This window comes from Phyllobacterium endophyticum (assembly GCF_003010935.1).
Classification (GTDB): domain Bacteria; phylum Pseudomonadota; class Alphaproteobacteria; order Rhizobiales; family Rhizobiaceae; genus Phyllobacterium; species Phyllobacterium endophyticum.
On sequence record NZ_PGGN01000004.1, the window covers coordinates 515868 to 535016 of the forward strand.

General features: G+C 57.1%; 22 protein-coding genes. 4 read left to right on the forward strand and 18 right to left on the reverse strand.

Translation table 11 applies throughout. The features are described from left to right. Positions 1 to 7: 7 nt before the first annotated feature. From CU100_RS20640 to CU100_RS20695, 11 genes are all read right to left on the reverse strand, one after another. A complete protein-coding gene (locus tag CU100_RS20640; RefSeq protein ID WP_106718460.1) occupies positions 8 to 352 on the reverse strand; it encodes an HPr family phosphocarrier protein in 345 nt (114 codons plus the stop codon). Next, positions 349 to 750, reverse strand: a complete 402-nt coding sequence (dhaM, locus tag CU100_RS20645; RefSeq protein ID WP_106718461.1) for a dihydroxyacetone kinase phosphoryl donor subunit DhaM — start codon at positions 748 to 750, stop codon at positions 349 to 351. The genes CU100_RS20640 and dhaM overlap by 4 nt, the downstream gene beginning before the upstream one ends. Further along, positions 747 to 1361 (reverse strand): dihydroxyacetone kinase subunit DhaL, encoded by a 615-nt coding sequence (gene dhaL / locus CU100_RS20650; RefSeq protein ID WP_106718462.1) that lies wholly within the window; start codon positions 1359 to 1361, stop codon positions 747 to 749. Before dhaL ends, dhaM begins: the two co-directional genes overlap by 4 nt. Next, positions 1351 to 3009, reverse strand: a complete 1659-nt coding sequence (locus CU100_RS20655; RefSeq protein ID WP_106718463.1) for a dihydroxyacetone kinase subunit DhaK — start codon at positions 3007 to 3009, stop codon at positions 1351 to 1353. Before CU100_RS20655 ends, dhaL begins: the two co-directional genes overlap by 11 nt. A 64-nt stretch (positions 3010 to 3073) precedes the next feature. Beyond that, a complete protein-coding gene (locus tag CU100_RS20660) occupies positions 3074 to 4081 on the reverse strand; it encodes an ABC transporter ATP-binding protein (protein ID WP_106718464.1) in 1008 nt (335 codons plus the stop codon). Beyond that, on the reverse strand, positions 4074 to 5171 hold the full coding sequence (locus CU100_RS20665) for an ABC transporter ATP-binding protein (protein WP_106718465.1): 1098 nt from the start codon (positions 5169 to 5171) through the stop codon (positions 4074 to 4076). The genes CU100_RS20660 and CU100_RS20665 overlap by 8 nt, the downstream gene beginning before the upstream one ends. A 3-nt stretch (positions 5172 to 5174) precedes the next feature. Then, the gene (locus CU100_RS20670; protein WP_106718466.1) at positions 5175 to 5381 is read right to left on the reverse strand and encodes a hypothetical protein; all 207 of its coding nucleotides are present in this window, start codon (positions 5379 to 5381) and stop codon (positions 5175 to 5177) included. After that, positions 5378 to 6331: a carbohydrate ABC transporter permease gene (locus tag CU100_RS20675; RefSeq protein ID WP_106718467.1), complete on the reverse strand. Its 954-nt coding sequence runs from the start codon at positions 6329 to 6331 to the stop codon at positions 5378 to 5380. Before CU100_RS20675 ends, CU100_RS20670 begins: the two co-directional genes overlap by 4 nt. Next, on the reverse strand, positions 6328 to 7287 hold the full coding sequence (locus CU100_RS20680) for a carbohydrate ABC transporter permease (RefSeq protein WP_170113912.1): 960 nt from the start codon (positions 7285 to 7287) through the stop codon (positions 6328 to 6330). The genes CU100_RS20675 and CU100_RS20680 overlap by 4 nt, the downstream gene beginning before the upstream one ends. Positions 7288 to 7390: 103 nt before the next feature. Then, on the reverse strand, positions 7391 to 8716 hold the full coding sequence (locus CU100_RS20690; RefSeq protein ID WP_106718470.1) for an ABC transporter substrate-binding protein: 1326 nt from the start codon (positions 8714 to 8716) through the stop codon (positions 7391 to 7393). Positions 8717 to 8978: 262 nt separating this feature from the next. Next, positions 8979 to 9845 (reverse strand): SDR family NAD(P)-dependent oxidoreductase, encoded by an 867-nt coding sequence (locus tag CU100_RS20695; RefSeq protein WP_106718471.1) that lies wholly within the window; start codon positions 9843 to 9845, stop codon positions 8979 to 8981. Between the two features lie 99 nt (positions 9846 to 9944). Between CU100_RS20695 and CU100_RS20700 the strand changes: the two genes are divergently transcribed. Continuing rightward, the gene (locus tag CU100_RS20700) at positions 9945 to 10850 is read left to right on the forward strand and encodes a LysR family transcriptional regulator (RefSeq protein ID WP_106718472.1); all 906 of its coding nucleotides are present in this window, start codon (positions 9945 to 9947) and stop codon (positions 10848 to 10850) included. Positions 10851 to 10888: 38 nt separating this feature from the next. On the opposite strand, the gene CU100_RS20705 is transcribed toward CU100_RS20700, so the two are convergent. The 6 genes from CU100_RS20705 to CU100_RS20730 all read right to left on the reverse strand — a co-directional run bounded on the left by CU100_RS20705 (position 10889) and on the right by CU100_RS20730 (position 15948). Then, positions 10889 to 11722 (reverse strand): sulfite exporter TauE/SafE family protein, encoded by an 834-nt coding sequence (locus tag CU100_RS20705; protein WP_106718681.1) that lies wholly within the window; start codon positions 11720 to 11722, stop codon positions 10889 to 10891. Between the two features lie 116 nt (positions 11723 to 11838). Continuing rightward, positions 11839 to 12546 (reverse strand): fumarylacetoacetate hydrolase family protein, encoded by a 708-nt coding sequence (locus CU100_RS20710; RefSeq protein ID WP_106718473.1) that lies wholly within the window; start codon positions 12544 to 12546, stop codon positions 11839 to 11841. Continuing rightward, entirely contained in the window at positions 12546 to 13298 is a 753-nt protein-coding gene (locus CU100_RS20715; protein ID WP_106718474.1) for an ABC transporter permease, read from the reverse strand. Before CU100_RS20715 ends, CU100_RS20710 begins: the two co-directional genes overlap by 1 nt. Before the next feature lie 5 nt (positions 13299 to 13303). After that, positions 13304 to 14110 carry an ABC transporter ATP-binding protein gene (locus CU100_RS20720; RefSeq protein WP_106718475.1) on the reverse strand — a complete coding sequence of 269 codons (807 nt, stop codon included), beginning with the start codon at positions 14108 to 14110 and terminating at the stop codon, positions 13304 to 13306. Between the two features lies 1 nt (position 14111). Beyond that, positions 14112 to 14951: an ABC transporter permease gene (locus CU100_RS20725; RefSeq protein ID WP_106718682.1), complete on the reverse strand. Its 840-nt coding sequence runs from the start codon at positions 14949 to 14951 to the stop codon at positions 14112 to 14114. Positions 14952 to 14958: 7 nt separating this feature from the next. Continuing rightward, entirely contained in the window at positions 14959 to 15948 is a 990-nt protein-coding gene (locus CU100_RS20730) for an ABC transporter substrate-binding protein (protein WP_106718476.1), read from the reverse strand. A 255-nt stretch (positions 15949 to 16203) separates the two neighbouring features. Here CU100_RS20730 and CU100_RS20735 point away from each other — a divergent pair, with 255 nt between their 5' ends. Both CU100_RS20735 and CU100_RS20740 read left to right on the forward strand, forming a co-directional pair. Beyond that, the gene (locus CU100_RS20735; protein WP_106718477.1) at positions 16204 to 16878 is read left to right on the forward strand and encodes a FadR/GntR family transcriptional regulator; all 675 of its coding nucleotides are present in this window, start codon (positions 16204 to 16206) and stop codon (positions 16876 to 16878) included. A gap of 115 nt (positions 16879 to 16993) precedes the next feature. Continuing rightward, the gene (locus CU100_RS20740; protein WP_106718478.1) at positions 16994 to 17389 is read left to right on the forward strand and encodes a VOC family protein; all 396 of its coding nucleotides are present in this window, start codon (positions 16994 to 16996) and stop codon (positions 17387 to 17389) included. Between the two features lie 484 nt (positions 17390 to 17873). On the opposite strand, the gene CU100_RS20745 is transcribed toward CU100_RS20740, so the two are convergent. Further along, positions 17874 to 18569, reverse strand: coding sequence for a LysE family translocator (locus CU100_RS20745; RefSeq protein ID WP_106718479.1), 696 nt, complete (start codon positions 18567 to 18569; stop codon positions 17874 to 17876). 105 nt (positions 18570 to 18674) lie between these two features. Between CU100_RS20745 and CU100_RS20750 the strand changes: the two genes are divergently transcribed. Then, positions 18675 to 19139, forward strand: a complete 465-nt coding sequence (locus tag CU100_RS20750; RefSeq protein WP_106718480.1) for an Lrp/AsnC family transcriptional regulator — start codon at positions 18675 to 18677, stop codon at positions 19137 to 19139. Positions 19140 to 19149 lie beyond the last annotated feature (10 nt).

Sequence of the window (19149 nt, forward strand, 5' to 3'; positions counted from 1 at the left end):
AGGCACGCTAGGCATTTCGGCCTTCGACTTTGCCCTCGTCGAAATTGTGTTCGACCAGTTGCTTCAACGCCGCGACGGCTTCTGCCGCACCAATTCCGTCGGCTCGAATCTTCAGAACGGAACCTTTCCGGATATTGGCTCCCATAACTTTCACAATGCTCTTGCCATTCAGCCAGATGCTGTTTCCGTTCACTTCTATTTCTATGGTGCAGGGAAAAGATTTGGCAAGACGCGTGAAGATGACGGATGGACGGGCATGCAACCCAGTACCGTGTACGACTTCGATTTCCGTCTGCCGCTGCGCCATGGCGCGATCGACCTGACTTATCCTCGCATCCCGTTTGTCGCTCATGAGGGTGAGAGTTCCTCGGCTGTAGCCACAACCTTGGCGAGCGGAGCCCCACCTGACGCCTCGGCCGCAGCAATGACTGCACCCTCGACCAAGGGTGAATTGCAGATGGCAACTAGCCGGGAACGGGGTTCGCCCAGCATTTCAATTGCCATTTCGCTGTTGGTCTCCGCGCCTCCGAGATCAACGAACACGGCAACCCCATGATCGGACCACGCTGCCTCTATGGCGGCAAGAATTCCAGCTGCATTGGTTCCGAGACCACCCTCTGGATTGCCTCCGCACCATGAAAGCGGCACGCGGTCGCCAACCATCTGCCGCACCATGTCGGCAGTGCCCTTCGCAACCAGTGGCGAGTGCGACACAATCACGATACCCACATTTGTAAACTTGCCCTTCATGCCGGACGGTACTCCTCCAAGTAGCGGCAGATGGCCGTTGTCAGATGAGCGCAGCTTGATGCGCCCGGATCGATATGGCCAACGGAACGATCCCCAAGAAACGAAGCACGTCCGCGCATTGCTTTCATATCGGCCGTCAGTTCAGCAGACAAAACTGCCCTTTTGGCTATGTTGATCAGGGTCGATCGCCGCATGATTTCAGCCTGAATGGGGTAAAGAACGTCAAGCAATGTTTTGTCACCTGCACCGGCGCGTCCGCGCCTGGCCACTGCTTCGATTGCTTCGCCGAAGATCAGAGCGAAATCGCCCTCATTCTCCAATATGCTGAGCCGCCGCCCCAGCTCTATCAGCAAGGTCCCGTACAAGGGCCCAGCCGCGCCGCCAACACTCATGACAAGCGCCACGCCAATCAGCTCGATTGCCTGTGGCAACGCCAGGCAGCAAAGCCTTTCACGATCAAGATATACCGCCTCGCAGCCGCGCCGCATGTTCGTTCCGTGATCTCCGTCGCCGATGGCCCGATCGAGCTCACACAGATCATCAGCATGGATCGTGATGGCGTCGTGGCACGCTTCAATCAGCCCAAGGATCAGCGCGCGATCAGTCTGCACCGACTCTACCGTCGATCAGCTTTGCCGCAGTCTCGAAAGCAGCAGCGGTGGCCACAGCTCCCGGGTCGGCTACACCGGCGAGATCTCTTGCTCCTACATATGATGCGCGGCCAGCATTTGCCCTGGTCATTTCCATGGTGGCGTTGGCGCCCGCACGAGCCGATCGGGCAGCGTCGGAGAGCCCCCTTGCCGCGAAGGCTCGCAATGCCGGATCAAGGGCGTCGACCATGGTTCTGTCACCCGGCCTGGCGCCGCCGTAGAAAGTCATGCGGTCGAGACCTGCAAGCAAAGCGGTCGGTAGAGTGCCCGTCTCCGTCATCTCCTTGGCGGCTGCCGTAAAAAAAATTGAGAGCAGAACGCCGCTTGATCCACCCATACTGGTGGCCAAAATTCTGCCGATCGCTGCCAATGTTTCGGCGGTGTCAGCGAGCGGCAACGACTTTACCTTGGCAAGTACACTTTGTGCCCCGGCTGCGACCGTCGATCCCGTATCGCCATCTCCAGCGCGGGCATCCAGATGATTGAGCTCCGTTTCGAGCGATATCAGGTGTTGACATATCCCGGTCACCAATTCTTCGGTCAACGGATCGTGGCTCGCTACCGCGATGGAGTTCCCAATCGGAGCTTCGGGCACGGGAAGTACATTCAGGCCATGTCGTGGCACTGGCGGAGTCCACGCCCGAAGGTCGACGGGGTGGGCAAGCGCCGTCTCACGTTCTGCATCGAGCTTGATGAGCGACAACGAAAATCCGTTCATGTTGAGCGCTGTCATCATTGGCGAGGGCCCGATCACCAGTCTCACGCGATCCGCAAGTGAAGACGCAAGAACATCATGGGCAATGAGGCCCATTTCCAGGGGCGGAACAGCTCCAAGATTGTTGATTAGCAACGCATAATCGCCCGCCCCAGGCAGAGCTGCCGCGAGCCGCTCCGCCATGATCCTTACTATTTTTCCGGCCTCCTGCAGCTCGAAGCGCTCGACGCCTGGCTCGCCGTGAATACCAAGGCCAAGTTCGCCCTCGTCAGCGCCGAGACGTTGTTCCTGAACCTGGCCCGGGATCGAGCATGTTGACAGCGAGACACCCAACGAGACAATCTCGCCGGCCGCTGCGGCAGCAGATGCAGCTACATCTTCAACACTATCGCCACGTTCGGCGAGAAAACCTGCGATCTTGTGAATGAAGAGCGTCCCCGCGACACCGCGCGGCTGAGGAAGATCGGGAAGGGCGATATCATCGGCGACGATCACCATTTCCACCTTGAATCCTTCTGCCCGCGCTCTTTCAGCGGCAAGTCCGAAGTTCAGCCGGTCTCCGGTGTAATTCTTGACGACGAGCAGGCAACCTTTCGGCCCCGTGACTGCACGGATCGCTGTAAGCACCGCATCAACGCTGGGAGAGGCAAAAATCTCGCCCGATATGGCGGCCGTCAGCATGCCCCTTCCGACAAACCCGGCGTGGGAGGGCTCGTGCCCCGCACCTCCGCCTGATATGACGGCGACCTTGGATTTATCCCAGTCCGCCCGCAGAATGACCTTGATATCCGGATAGCTGTCCAGTCGCGCCAGCATTCCCGGACGACTGGTCAGCAAAAGACCATCGAGGGCCTCGGTGACAATGTTCTCCCTGCGGTTGAAAAAATGTTTCATGGGCATTTTCCAGTCTTTCGTCTTCTACACGTGTTGAACAAACCATTCGGATCGCGGTAATCCCTCAAACCACCCTGTTTCCATCCGCACCGAAATAAAGAGGATTCCTGAGCGCTAGGCCAATCGGATCTCCCGGCTTTACTGGCAGACGTGGATTGGCCAAGGTGGTCAGCTTGCAGTCGCCGAGCCGTATATGCAGGTGATTCTGGTCTCCGAGATGCTCCACCCAAGCGACGTGTGCATTGACATGTCCGCCTAGCGTGATGTCCAGATGTTCGGTCCGCGCCCCGATTGTTTGTGTACCTGCCGGGATCTTGCTGTCCGGAAGAAGGTTAGCCGGAAAAAGGTTGATGTGCGGCTGACCAAGACGTGCAGCGACATGAACATTGGCCGGATTGCTGTAGATCTCTCGTGGCGTTCCAATTTGTGCCAGTCGCCCCTCAGTGAGAATGCCGATGCGATCGGCCATTGTCATGGCTTCGATCTGATCATGTGTCACGTAAAGAAGCGTTGAACCGAGTTCTTTCTGGATACGTTTGAGTTCCAGCCTGAGATCGGCGCGAAGCTTGGCGTCCAACGAGGAAAGCGGCTCGTCCATGAGATAGATTGCAGGGCGGCGTACAAGCGCCCGGCCGATGGCGACCCGCTGCATTTCACCTCCAGAAAGACGGGTCGAGCGGTTGTCAAGCTTGTGGTCGATGCGCACCATCCGTGCGACCTCCCGCACCCGCCGGTCGATTTCATTCTTGTCGAGACGGCGTGCCGGCGACCGCAGGGGAAAGGCTAGGTTGTCGTAGACCGACAGGTGCGGATAAAGCGAATATTGCTGAAAGACGAATGCGACATCTCGGCCCGCCGGCGCTTCCTTCGCCACATCGTATCCGCCGATGAGAATGCGGCCATGATCGGGGCGCTCCAACCCGGCAATCAGGCGCAGGGTAGTGGTCTTGCCGGCTCCGGTGGGTCCTAGAAGCACCACGCATTCCCCGTCGGCGATCACCAGATCCAGATCGGAAACGGCAGGGGTTTCACCGAAATTTTTGTTGATCCCTTGCAGGATGACTTCAGCCATGACGATGCTCCACAAAGCGGGATGACGCAACTGACCTGCCCGAGGTGCAGTCAAAAAGGGACAGTTTCTCGCGATTGAGTTCAAGCCCGACAGTTTCGCCGATACGGAAGTTCTGGTCGGCCGGCACCCGGGCCTTGACAAGTCCCTTGCCCATCTCCACCGCGACGATCTGGTTAGTCCCATGATACTCGCTGCCAAAAACTGCACCGCGCAAGGGCGAAGCATCGTTGAAGCTTATATCTTCAGGCCGCACGCCAAGCGCAAGTTCGCCTTCTGCCAGATCCTGGTGGATTTCAGGCATGGAAATTTCAACGCCATCGACCACGACGGATCGCGTGCCCTTTTGCAGGCCTGCCGTAAACCGCAGGAAGTTCATTGGCGGCGAACCGATAAAATCAGCCACATACATGGTTGCCGGGCGGTTGTAGATTTCCTGGGGCGTGCCGAATTGTTCGATTACCCCATGGTTCATCACTGCGATCTTATCGGCCATCGCCATTGCCTCCAACTGGTCGTGTGTCACATAGACCGTAGTGGCACGGATCCTGTTGTGCAGTTCGCGCAGCTCGCGAACCATCAGATCGCGAAATTCCGCATCCAGCGTGCCTAGGGGCTCATCCATAAGAAAGCACTTGGGACGCCGGACGATTGCCCTTCCGAGCGCCACCCGCTGACGATCGCCGCCCGCAAGCCCCGACACCGATCTGTCCAGAATATGGTCTATCTGCAGGAGCTTCGCCGTTTCCTCGACGCGTGCGCGGATCTCTGCTTTGGCAACACCTTGGGCAAGCAATGGAAACCCGATGTTCTTACGTACATTCATGTGCGGATAAAGCGCAAAGAGCTGAAATACAAACGCGATATCCCGCTCCCTCGCCCGGTTGAAGGTGACGTCTTCACCGCCAAGAAATATCTTGCCGTCGGTGGGCAGTTCAAGTCCCGCGATCATCCGCAGCGTTGTTGTCTTGCCGCAGCCCGACGGGCCAAGCAGCGCGAGGAATTCGCCGTCATGCACAACGAAGCTCGAATTTTCCACGGCGCTGAAGGCGCCGAATTGCTTGCGAAGTTTTTCTATTCTGATCTCTGCCATCGCCTACTCCGGGAACTTTGAAACGATGATGAACATGATCGTTCCGGCCAGCAGCGTAACAAGCGACCAAGTGTAGAAGATCAGGAGGAAGGGCTGGAACAGCATCAGGAATCCAAGGCCGATCAGGCCAGTCGCAATGTTTTCCATGGGACCGCGTCTGATAAAAAACGGTCGCTTGGGCTTTGCGGGAGCCGGTCTTTGTACCGTCATTTGCGTACAGCTCCAAAAGTGATACCGCGCAACAGCTGCTTGCGCAGGAGGATGGTGAACACCAGGATCGGTACGACAAAGATCGTCGTACCGGCAGCGACTGCCGGCCAGTCCTGCCCGCCCTCACCGATAATGGTCGGAATGAACGGCGGAGCAGTCTGGGCTGCTCCGGATGTCAAGAGCACCGCGAAGGCGTATTCATTCCAGGCAAAGATGAGGCAGAAGATGGCCGTTGCGGCGATGCCCGTGGTCGCCTGCGGCAGGACGACCTTGAAAAACGCCTGCATGCGCGTGTAGCCGTCGATCATGGCTGCCTCTTCGTATTCGCGCGGAATTTCGTCGATGAAACCCTTCAGGAGCCAGACGGCCAGCGAGACGTTTACAGCCGTGTAAAGCAGGATCATGCCAAGCGCCGTGTCAGACAGGCCAAGCTGCCGATACATCAGATAAATAGGGATTGCGACGGCAATGGGCGGCATCATTCTCGTCGAGAGAATAAAGAACAAGAGGTCCTCGGCCAGCGGAATTTTGAAACGCGAAAAACCGTAAGCTGCAAACGTTCCAAGGGAAACCGCGAGGAACGTCGAACCAAAGGCGATCACCAGCGAGTTTTGGAAGCGCGGCCAGTAGTTTGAAGCCCCGGCGATGACCATGTTGCGACTGCGCGTAATCTCATCGCAGGTACTCGTAGGTTCGCCTAGCGAAGCGATATAGTCCGGAGTTTGCCGTGTGCGGGTTGTGAATAGGTTGCAATAACCTTCAAGGGTTGGCTGGAATACGATTTTCGGCGGGTAGCTAATGGAGTCCGGCGGAGACTTGAAGCTCGTCAGAACGATCCATAGCAGCGGGATCATCGTGATCACAGCATAGATGATGACGATGGACGCAGCGATGCGTTTTGATGTCCGGCTCGGCTCGACGACAGAGTGGGCAGTGCTGACAGAGCTCATCGCTGTTTCACCTTGTTGAGGGCTTTCACGTAGATGTTGGCAAGACCGAACACCGCGACGAACAGAATAATGGCGAAGGCGGAAGCGCGGCCGGTCCGCCAGCTTTCAAATGCCTCGCGTTTCAGCGTGATCGAGGCGACTTCGGTTGTTGAACCCGGGCCCCCGCCCGTCAGAAGAGTTACCATGTCAAACATCTTGAAGTTTTCGATGCCACGGAAAAGTATCGCCAACATGATGAAAGGCAGCGCCATCGGCAACGTGATCGACCAGAATTGGCGCCAGAGCGAAGCGCGATCCACCTCAGCGGCCTCATAGATATAGTCGGGAATCGAACGCAGACCGGCCAGGCAGATCAGCATGACATAGGGCGTCCACATCCAGGTATCTACGATGATAATCGCCCAGGGTGAAAGCCGAACCGAACCCAGCATTTCGAATGAGGACGGCGGAATTCCAGTCAGGAAAGACACGATGTGATTGAAAAGGCCAATCTGCGGCTGATAAAGAAATCGCCAGAAATTGCCGACGACGGCTGGCGACAGCATCATCGGAACAAGGATGATGGTCGTCCAGAATGCGTGACCGCGGAATTTCCTATCAATCAGATAAGCGAGAGAAAATCCGATAAGCGTCTGCAGCAGAATCGTCCAGAAGACAAAATGTGCGGTTGTCTGCATAGCCTGCCAGGTGTTCGGATCGTTCAGCACCCGGCTATAATTGCTAAGGCCAACATTCTCGAGTGCAGCATTGGGCCGGTTCGCCCGAAAGTTCGTAAAGGAAAGGTAGATTGCCCATATGAGCGGGAAGATGTTGACGGCCAACAGCAACGCAATGGCCGGGGTAATGAAGAGCCAAGCCATGGAACGATCGGATAGGCCACGGATTCTCGAAGCTATGGGCGCGGGCGCGGCACGGGCAACAGCCTCACCCAAACTGGTGGAACTTGTATCTGTCACGGACTCACCTGAATTTCAAAGTATCGCATTTGAAGAAACTGCCCGGCATGTTTTCAGATCCGGGCAGTCACTGCAGCACCGGGTCGTCTGAGGCGCCGGAGCTTTAGAGCTTGCCGTCGTCCTTGAAGACCTCGGTCCAGTCTTTGACAAGCCCGTCAAGCGCCTCTTTCGCTGTGCCCTTGTCGGCAACGACATAGTCGTGAAGGCGCTTCTGCATAGCTTGCAAAAGGATGGCGTAGGACGGTTCCTGCCAAAAATCCTGCACCTGGTTCATGGCTACCAGGAAGTCGGCGGCAAACGGCTGGCTCTCCGTAAAAGTAGGGTCGTTCAGGACTGACTTGTGCACGGCGTATCCGCCAAGCGACCACCATTTCTTCTGAACGTCCGGCTGCGCAAACCATTTGATATAGGCAAGAGCACCATCCATGTTGTCTGTGTTGGCGACGACGGAAATTCCCTGCCCGCCCAGCGTCGATGCCGCAACCTTCTCTTTCGGGTTGACGAAGAACCCGATCTTGTCTCCGCCGACCTTCTCGTCCTTGTAGAGGCCAGGGAAGAAGGCGAACCAGTTCATCGCCATGGCCACTTGTCCGGATTTGAATGCGTCGAGGCTTTCGCCCATATAGGCGTCGGTATATCCGGGCGGCGTGCAGCATTTGTAGAGTTTCTTGTAGGCTTCAAGCCCAGCTATCGCTTCCGGAGAGTTGACAGCACCCTCCATGTCATATTTGCCCGGCGTATTTTCATATTTGAAGCCATAGGGATATAGAGCCGATGTCGAGCCCATCGTAATGCCTTCGGAAGCGCGCTCGGTGAATATCGCGGCGCCATAAACCTTCTTCCCGTCAATTTCGCGGCCATTGAAGAACTCGGCGACCTCCAGCAGTTCATCCCAGGTCGTTGGGGCTGCCAGATCACGATTGTGCTTCTTTTTGAATTCGGCCTGAATTTCAGGCTGGCCAAACCAGTCCTTGCGGTAAAACCATGCATTGGCATCGCCCATTGCCGGAAGCGCCCAGTAGTTTGGCGTGCCTTTCGGCCATGTTGCATAGGCGTTGACCGCTGCATCGGCGAAATCACTCATCTTGATCCCCTCTTTGTCGAAGAAATCATTGAGCTTCACGTAATAACCGTTTTCCGCTGAACCGCCGAGCCACTGGCTGTCGCCAATCAGAAGATCGCAGAGCTTGCCACCTGAATTGAGTTCATTGAGGATGCGGTCGGCGAAATTCGGCCAGGGCACGAACTCGAACTTCATTGTCGTTCCGCTTTGAGAAGTAAAATCTTTGGACAGCTCAACAAGTGCGTTGGCGGGGTCCCAGGCCGCCCAGCAGAGGGTCAATTCATCGGCCTTCGCCAGGTTCGGCGCTGCGCCTAACAAGATCAGCGCCGAAGTTGCCCCGAGTAGGGCCTGCTTTATCGTTTTCATGCATTCCTCCCAGATACACAAGCGACACCGCGCCGCTTTTAGACATCATCCTTTGTTCCCTTGTCCTCACACGATCTCTGCGCCGTGTTGAGTAATCTTGTTTAGCATGAACGCATCTACTGAACATTTCAAGCATGAATCGTTGCTGCAGCGCACACCGCACGAACGACCACATGGCTTCAGGGGAAAAAACGTCGTCGACTTGGTGCTGGAATGGACGGGACCGCCACTGGCGTGATTGTTTGGGAGACTATTGCCTGTGCTAAGGCAAATCACCGCCGTCGATTCCGATGACTTGACCACTCAAGTAAGAACTTTCATTGCTGGCGAGAAACAGAACCAGAGCTGCAACTTCCTCCGGGGTACCGACCCGCCGCATCGGATAGGGTGCGACCAGTTGCTCGTTACTGACGTTCCAGTCACGGCGCACACGCTCCAACATGGGGCTCTCGATCGCGCCCGGAGCGATAGCATTTATGCGTACATTGCGGCCATATTCCTGGGCGGCCGCCCGCGTCATGTGAATGACAGCGGCTTTCGACGCACCATAGGCGACAATGTTCGGGAAGGCGTGGCGACCGCCGATGGAGGCCATGTTGACCATGGCGCCGCTTGAACGCACGAGATGCGGTATCTCGTATTTCATCGAGACGAACACTCCACGCAGGTTGGTGGCGATCTGGTCATCGAAACCGATAATATCGGTGTCGGCAATAGGGGCAGGCGGCAGGTCGATGCCGGCATTGTTGAACGCGACATCAAGCCTGCCATAACGCTCGATGACATCCGATACGAAACGTTCGACCTGGCCGGCATCACGTATATCCGTCTTGATATATACAGCCTCGCCGCCCGCTTTGCTTATCTCTGCCTCAACCGTTCGTCCAAGCGCCTCCCGCCGACCGTTGAAGGCGACGCGAGCGCCGGCAAGTGCAAACGCCTTGGCAGTTGCCGCACCGATACCGGAGGTGGCGCCGGTGATAATTACGACTTTTCCAGCAAGAATGCCGGGTATCTGCGCCGCTGCGGGTGTGATGGTGTCCGGCAGGGTAACGGCACCTGCTGCCAAAATGCCTTTCAAGACCTGTCGCCGAGCCAGGGCGAAAGTGTTGCCAGATATGGTTGTCATCTTCTATCTCCTAGAAAAGAAATGCGCCATGCTAGCTCACTTCATTGTGCCAAGAAACGGGCCTTATCTTACAATACTATTTAGGTTACCTTTATAATCATGCGCACAATCCATGATCCGTTTTCCGGTCTCGCCGTATTCCTTGCCGTCGCAGAATCGGGCGGATTCACACCAGCATCGGCACATCTCGGTGTTTCTCCTGCGGCTATAAGCCAAGCTGTCAAGGCGCTCGAGGCGAAGCTTGGCGTTGCCCTATTCGTTCGCACCACACGGCACGTACGATTGACCGAAGCGGGAACGGCGCTGCTGTCACGCGTCAAGTCGGCGGCTACCGACATTGCCGAGGCTGTCGACGCTGCGGGATCCGCGCAAGATGAACCATCAGGATTTTTACGCCTCACGGTACCTCGGATGGCAGTGCCCCTCTTCGTTGACGCGGTGGTGCCTGCTCTTCGGCGTGAGCATCCGAAAATCAGGATCGAGATCGCCGTGGAGGACGCGGCGGTCGACTTGCTCGGGCGCGGCTTCGATGCCGGCGTCCGGATTGGCGAATATGTCGAGCTCGACATGATTGGCGTGAGACTTACCCGCGACATCATGTGGTCGGTCGTTGGCAGTCCTTCCTATCTGGCGACACATGGCTTGCCCCAGAGCCCGGAAGACTTGGCTGCGCACGAAAACATTCGCTATCGCTTTCCGACGTCTGGCGCAATCTATCGATGGGAGTTCGAACGCAACGGCCGTTCTCTTTCTGTCGATCCGCCGGGCAGCCTTGTCGTCAACGATGGAGCCCTCCTTGTCTCGCTTGCCGCATCGGGTCTCGGCCTCTCATACGTCGCAGATATTGCAGTAGAAACGGAGCTTCGGGCTGGACTCCTTGTCGGCGTTCTGCAGCCGTACCTGCCCACCACTCCAGGGCTCTTCCTATACTTTCCGCGACGGGCCCAAAATCAGCCGAAGCTGCGTGCGTTGATCGATATTGCGAGGAAAGTCTGCCGTGTTTGAGGCCCTACCTGCTGTGCCCTCTGATCGGATGCTCCGCCTCACGAAAGAATGCGGTAGCTGTCAAACAGCATCTTCGTAGAGGTAATCGCAAGGAAGATGCCGAACAGCAGGCGCAGCGTACGCGGCTCGACGGAGTGTGCCGTGCGAGCGCCGAGCGGCGCTAACCACATGCTTGTGAGAACGATAGCGACGAGCCCACCGATATTGACATATCCGAGAGAGAACGCCGGTAGCCCGGCCTTGCCCCAGCCGTTGACAATGTAGCCCAATGTTCCGGGAACTGCGATAATAAGGCCGATTACCGAGGCCGTGCCAACGGCGCGTCTCACCGGATAGCTGCAGATGCTGAGTGCTGGTACCGTCAAGGTGCCGCCACCAATACCCATGAGAGTCGAGATCGTTCCGATGGTCGTTGCCATACCCGCCTGCCCCCGGCGACCGGGCAGCCCCTTCACCGGATGCCAACCCTCACGGGTGAAGAGCATATACATCGCCACGAGCGCGGCAACGATTCCGAAGATGGCAGTCAGCACCGTCGCAGTCGCATAGGAAGCGATGACGATGCCAAGCAGCACGCCAACGGCAACGAACGGCCCCCAGATCATCAAGAGATCGCGATCGACTGCGCCTTTGGCTTTATGAGCCCGGATCGACTGCATAGATGTGGGAATGATGGTGGCAAGTGATGTGCCGACGGCGATATGTGCCCTCAGGGCTGGATCGACATCGAACGCGGCAAGCACAAGGTAGAGGACGGGTACAACGACAATCCCTCCGCCCACGCCCAAAAGACCGGCCAGGAAGCCGGATATGCAACCAACAAGCCCAAGAACGAGGGCAAACATGATCAACAGCATGAGCGATGCAGGCATCGGGAGTCCCGGAAATGAAGTGAGGACATGAGCCCAGAAGGGCTGTGCATGAAGGCAGGGCGCGCCGAAGCGCACCCTCTTTGTTGGCAAATGGTCGGGCGACAGGCCGTTCCAGATCAGGCGACGCGGAAACTTATGTCGTCTACGCCAGCGACGTGCCCGACCATCTCGTCACCCCTTGCGACGGCGCCAACTCCGGCGGGTGTTCCCGCGAAGATAAGGTCGCCTGCTTTCAGTTCGAAGAGGCGCGATAGATAGGCGATCATTTCCGGCACCTTCCAGATCATCTGGTTAAGATCACCGCTCTGACGTATCTCGCCGTTTACCTTGAGCCAGATGGCACCTTGGGTGGGATGGCCCACTTCCGAGACCGGGTGCAATGGACCGCATGGAGCCGACGCTTCGAAGGCCTTTCCGGTTTCCCATGGTCGGCCGAGTTTCTTGGCCTCCCCCTGAAGATCGCGACGCGTCATATCGAGGCCGACTGCATAGCCATAGACGCAGTCCAATGCGTTCTCGACGGTAATGTTGACGCCACCCTTCTGCAGCGCCAAGACGAGCTCGATCTCGTGGTGGACGTCGTTCGATTCGCTGGGATAGGGAAAGTCCTGGCCCAACGGGACGATGGAATCCGGGTTCTTCTGGAAGAAAAAGGGTGGTTCCTTATTGGGATCATGCCCCATTTCAATAGCGTGATCGGCAAAGTTACGCCCGACGCAATAGATGCGGTGGATCGGAAAGAGCGCATCGCTTCCGGCGACTGCCAATGTCGGCACCGGTGCCGGCGTGATGACGTATTTCTTCAATTGAGGCATTTCGTTCATTATCGCACTCCTGCGTAGTATTCGATGCGTTTTTCAAAGTGTTCCACCCCTGCCGACAGCAGCATCGCCGCCGCGAAGAGCAGCATGGTAAGGGCCCAGAAACGCTCCATGTCGAAGCTTCGGGAATAGAGCTCGAAAAGCTCCCCGTAGCCAATGATGGAGACCAGTATCTGCCCGATGACAACACCCTTTACTCCGCGGATGAGGCCGATCCGGATGCCGGCTAATATTTCGGGTAATGCGGAGAGAAGGATGATTTTGGTGAAGATAGTCCAGCGCGAGGCGCCGTAGCTGCGTCCCATCTCGATGAGCGACGTCGGCGCCTGCATGACTCCGGCTCTTGCATCCAGCACGATGATCCAGACCGCGAACAGGAAGACCGTTACCACGACGGTCGTTTCGCCCATGCCGAACAGGATCATCAGGATCGGAACCAATGCCGACAAGGGCGCACTGACGAACATGTTGACCCAGAGGCCGAAGATGTTGTCTATCACCCTCACCCGTCCCATGAGAACCCCGAGCGGCACGCCGACGACAATGGCAAGGGCCATTCCGTAGATGAAGGCGCGCAGTGTGATGAGCGATGCGCTCTGCCAAGAAGCGGTCTGCACGAGGTTGAGGCCTGCAGCAACGATGGAGGTGATCGGCGGGATGAGGAACATGACCTCAAGGCGTCCGACGATCTCCCAGACGAGCAGCCAGAATATCAGCGAAGTCATCATGGGAATGCGTCTACCGAACAAAGTCATGGTCGTTACTCCGCATACTGCCGTAGCCCCTGCCAGATTTCCTCGACCACATCGAGATAAACGGCGTCGCGGCGAATGTCATCGGGAGAGGCTGTACGATCGATCATCGGGTCAATAATCTGCGACACGCGGCCCGGACGCGGAGAAAGAAGGACAATTCGATCGGAAACATAGACCGCTTCTTCGATCGAGTGCGTCACGAAGATGAATGTTTTCTTTTCCAGTTCGACCAACCTGAGCAAATCCTCCTGAAATTTGCGCCGGTTCTGTTCGTCGACGGCGGAAAAAGGTTCGTCCAGCAAAAGTACGTCCGCGTTCACAGCGAAGGCGCGGGCGATGCCGACGCGCTGACGCATGCCACCCGAGAGCTCATGCGGATACTTCTGCTCGAAGCCTGCAAGCCCCACCTGCTCGATGTAGCGGCGGGCCGTTCGATCCCGCTCCGCAGCGGTCACCCCCTTGAGTTCAAGGCCGAAGCCGATATTGCGCAGCACCGTCGCCCAGGGCATCAGTGCGAAATCCTGGAAAACAAAGGCACGCTCGGGACCCGGTGCCGTGACGGCACGACCGTTGACACGAATCTCGCCTGACGTCGCAGGTACAAGGCCGGCGATAATCTTAAGAAGCGTCGTCTTCCCGCAACCGGAAGGGCCAAGAAGCGTGGTCAGGTTGCCCCGCTCGAACTCCAGGTTGATGCCGCGCAACGCTTCAATGTCGCCGTAGTTTTTGCAGACATCGCGAACCTGAACAACGGCATCGTTGCTGGAGGCGGCCTTCACGCTGCCGCTGCGTGCCAAAGCGGAATTGGCCATGTCACTTTCTCCTTTTTTCAGGACGCAGCAGGTGCGTTTCAACATATTGCAAGCCGGCAAGCGTCAGCGTTGACACGGCTATGATAGAGGCCACGGCGGCGTACATATGGGCGTAATTGGCGACCGAACGGTGATAGGTGATGAGATCGCCGATGCCGGTCGGCGTGATCAGCAGTTCGGCCAGCATGACGCCGATGAAGCCGGCAGCTATGCCGAGACGAAGGCCTGCGAACAGGACCGGTGAGGCGTCGGGAATGATAATCTTGAATATCTGCTGAACACGCGAGCCCTGGAAAGATCGGCACATGTCCACCAGTGACGGATTGACGTGACGCACGGCCTTATAGGAGTTCAGCACGATCACGGGGAGCGCGAGCATGATCACTGCGAGCGTTTTTGCTGTCAGTCCGATGCCGTAGACAAAAGTAACCAGCGGTACGAGCGCAGCCATCGGCGCAGCTTGCAGGACGATGAAGACTGGCGCCAGGAGCCATTCAGCCTTGTCGGAAAGGCCCATGGCAACACCGAGGCCAATACCGACCAGCGCCGAAACAAGGACACCCATTACCAGCGGTTGTAGGGTGATGAGGTAGGCTTTGTGCATGCTTCCATCGGCCACCATCTCGCCGAAAGCCGAGAGGGTTTCAAGAAATGTCGGAAAGGCAAAGCTTATGGGGATCCTACCGGCCATTTCCCAGGACGCGAAGAGCAGTGTGAGCGAGACAACGATCCAGAAGGATCGCCGTTCGTCGGCAAAGGACTGTATCTTTTCGAGGACGGTAGGTGGCACCTCTTTCGGGGCGCCAATCCCGTCACGGAGTTTGGCAGGGGAAACGCTCATCTGCATCTTACTTCGTACCGATCCTGGATAGGACGTTATTTAGAGCCGATAGATCCCAGAAGTCCTCAACCTTGAGATCCTTTGCATCCCCTTCAAGTGCGCCGGAGACCGTGTAAAACTCGAGATCATCCTTTGCAGCTGCCCCTCCGCCACCATTGAGCGGCATGTTCGGTGCGGATTCTGCGAAATACGGCTCTATGTCGGCCACCATCTCAGGCGTTGCGTCCGGGAGCAGCTTGTACTTCTCCTTGAGAGCCGTGACAGACTTTGGATCGGCTGCGACCTCCCGCCAGGTCGTCAGGATGGCTTCGACCAGAATCTCCACGTCCTTGGCATTGGCGGAAAGGTAATCTGTGTTTGCAAAGAGCGCCTCGTCGGTCGCGCTGACGTCGCCCATGGGCAAGAACGCGAACTTGCCGGGGGCCTTGTCTTCCAACACACGCTTGCCGGACGAGTCGACGATCGTCGCCTTCACATTTCCCTGCAGCAGTGCGCCGGTGCGCACTTCCGCGCCAGGGACGTAGGAGATGCTGGAGTAGCTGATGCCGTTCTTCTCGGCCATCAGCTGCATTATCGCCTCGGTGCCGGATCCACGCGAGTGGACGGCGATCTCCTGGCCATCGAGATCCTTCCAGTTCTTGTAGAACTCGGTATTGACGACGGGGTAGAACTGCAGCTTGCTCAGTTGCATGAAGATGCGGATCGGCGCCTTCACCTTTTGGAGCAGAGCGTATGGCGCTCCGACGCCGATGTCTGCTTGACCGCTGACCACCGCCTGAGCCGCAATATCCTCGCTCTTCAAGAAGGTGACTTGAACGTCCACGCCCTTTTCCCTGGCGCGCTCAAAGGCGGCAAGCAGATGAAGCGATTCTACCGTGGCGATGTCACCGAAGGCGACGCGCATTGGATCTGCCCAAGCCTGTCCCGAAACAGCGACTGCGAAGCAGATGGCGACAGCAGAAGCCGACGCCCGGATTTTCCTAGCTAGGATATTCATGTTTTCCTCCCGACATTTGTGTCCCTCCCAGAACCCAATTGCAAACCAATCATTCATTAATGCCAGCATATGTCAACTTATATTTCCGGGAAACTTGGCGGAGAGAACGCTGGTAAGCGACAAGCAATGCGTTATTCCTTCAGATTTTCCTGGCGTTTCTATGAAGGAAAGCCCGATCTTGAACGAGAGGGTTTACGGTTGACAGAAACACAGTAGCCGATTATTGGATAAACCAATCATCAATTGGTTTGCATCATGGATCAGAACTTGGACACCGATGTGCTGGGAAAGCTGAAGAACTTCCTTGCGAATATCGAACTGCCGGACGACGGGCGCCTGCCTCCTGAACGTGAACTTGCGCAATCGCTCGACGTTGGTCGCGCGGTGCTGCGCAAGGCGCTCGCGACCTTGCAGGCGGAGGGGACGGTATGGCGGCACGTTGGCAAGGGAACATTCCTCGGCGACCGCCCTATCGATACGTTTGCCGACATCAATGCGATGGTTCAGCGCACCAACCCGCTCGAAGTCATGGGGGCGCGCATTGCGTTCGAGCCGGAGGTGGCACGCTGCGCTGCCCTCAACGCGACCGGCGTCCAAATCGCCGAGATTCGCAATTGCATGATCAAGGCGCAACAGGCGCCGACATGGCGGCAGTATGAACAGTGGGACAACCGGCTGCACCGGACGATCGGCGAAGCATCGCAGAATTCCCTGCTGCTCGGACTTCTGGACACGTTGAACGCCGTGCGCCGCGCCGTCACCTGGGGCCGGCTGCGCCAGACGCCCGTTCGCCCGCCTGCCGATCATCACAGCTTCACAGAGCATCAACAGATCGTCGAAGCGATCGCGGATCGCGACGGCGTCATGGCGGCTGATGCCATGCGGCGACATCTTCGCAGCGTCGAGAGCCATATGCGCGGTATGCGTTGAGAAGCGGCGGCGGATATGCAAGCGGTTCAATTCGCTCGCTGCCCCTGCTATATTCGAGAAAATCATAGATCGGCGCATATATGTTTTCGCAGATCCTATGGGAAGGAAACGGATGATGGAACTCAAACGCGGACGTCTGATCGATCACCTGCATCTGCACTCATCGGACCTAGCGGCAAGCAAGCGCTTCTACGAAGCGGTCCTCAGAGTTCTCGGTATTCAGATAACGGATGGAGGCGAGTACTTTTTTGCCGATGAGCTGTGGGTCGATTCAGGCAAGTCCGCAACGAGCGTTCACTTTGCCTTTCAGGCTGCGGATCGCGAAACGGTGGAGCGGTTTTATGAAGCTGGCTTGAAAGCCGGCGGCCGGGACAACGGCCCTCCCGGCGAGCGGCACTACCATCCGGGGTACTATGCAGCCTTCTTGTTGGATCCCGACGGGAACAACGTGGAGGCCGTTTACCACGGCCCTGCCAATAAATCGGCTGATTTCATTCAGATCACATGGTGAGGACGAGGTCGTTGACAAAGGGGTACCCCGGTGCGCGAGTTCTCAGCTGAGAACTTTTTAGGGTACGCCAATCTTCTCAAATAGACGAGAAAAGTTCTCAGCTGAGAACTTTAAGGCATTCCGGAACGCAATTCCTTCGCCCAACGGGTCCTATTATGGTGCGAAAACACCCCCTCACCTCGCAGTTCTTGTGCCAATTTCGCCATTTCTTCTGCAAGAATGATCAAAAGTTATCCACGAAGTACGGATCTCCGACCATGGCAAATTGCTGCCCGGAAAGCCCGGCATAGACCTCGACATTATCGTTGACAGCCAGGCCGATGTCGTGAGAACGTCGGGCCTTCGCACTTCGAGCGATTTGACCGAGCGACAGATAAAAGAAATGCTTCGTCGCCGGGCTCGGGTCCGATCAGGATCGCACAAGCGGAATCCAACCTCTATTTAACTTCCGTATTGATTTCATGGTTAACGCGATATCAACGGCTTAACTATTGGTGGATTCCCTCCACAGAACATCGGGTGTGCTGGCGCGTGAGCGTGCCGAAAAAAACCACGGCCCCTGCCCCGCCTCGCCGATCGCAAGCCGTCCTGCCGCCACCATCAACAGGCCGCCGGCTATTGCTTCGATCCACCTGCGACTGCGATCGCCGAGAGCTTCTCGGGTTCCCAGCGCGGCAATGATAATGGTTAGGCCTGAATAGACCGCCGCCAATAGGGAAATGAAGATTGCCGACAGGAAGAATGCCTGGAACCCGGGGTTGATGTTGCCAGTCATGAATTGCGGCAGGATCGCAAAATAGATCATCATCCCCTTGGGATTGAGAAGCGCGGTCATGAGGCCACGCAGGATCTGGCGTCCGGTTGGCTCGGTCGAGGTCTCGGGACGTCCCGTACTCATCGCTGATCGTACCAGCATGAAGGCGAGATAGATCAGGTATCCGACGCCCATCCAGCGTAGTGCCGCAAATAGCAGCGGAGAAGCGGCAACCAGTGCCGCAACGCCGATGGCGACGAGAACCGAGTGCACGGTGTAGCCGAGGCAGAGGCCAGCCGTGGCGCGGAGACCGGCGGCGGCTCCCGCTGACAAAGCTTGCGATGTCACAAACAGCATGTCCGGCCCAGGCGTGCAAATCAAAGGCAACACCGTCGCGGCGAAGAAAAATACTGTTCCTGCTTCCATGGATGGAATTCTAGAGCAGGGATCAAGCAATTGGGTTGCGTTGATGCCAATTAAATGCGCAGTATCGGCATTAGAAACCAAACCTATCTGAGAAAGTCGAACTGAATGCCAACCAAGTTGGACGACATCGACAGGCGCATCCTCCGCGCGCTCCAGCGTGACGGGCGTTTGCAGAATATTGAACTCGCTCGGGAAGTAGGATTGTCGCCCTCGCCTTGCCTGCGCCGGGTCAAACTACTTGAGGAGTCGGGCGTCATCGACCGATATGTCGCCGTGCTTGACGCCTCCAAGGTCGGCCTCGGGCTGTCGATGTTCGCGCGGGTCTGGCTGACGGCTCAGGATGCGGAGACCATCGACCATTTCATGGCCGCCATGAAGGGGCTGCCCCAAGTGGTGGAATGTTACATCATGCTCGGGGAGAGCGATGCATTGCTGCGCGTGGTGGTAGCCGGTCTGGATGAGTATCGGCAATTCCAGGCCACACACCTCACGCGCAAAAACGGCATCCAGAACGTCAAGACCGATGTGCCAAGCCAAACAGTCAAGCAGTCCTACGCACTGCCTATCTGATACACGGCCG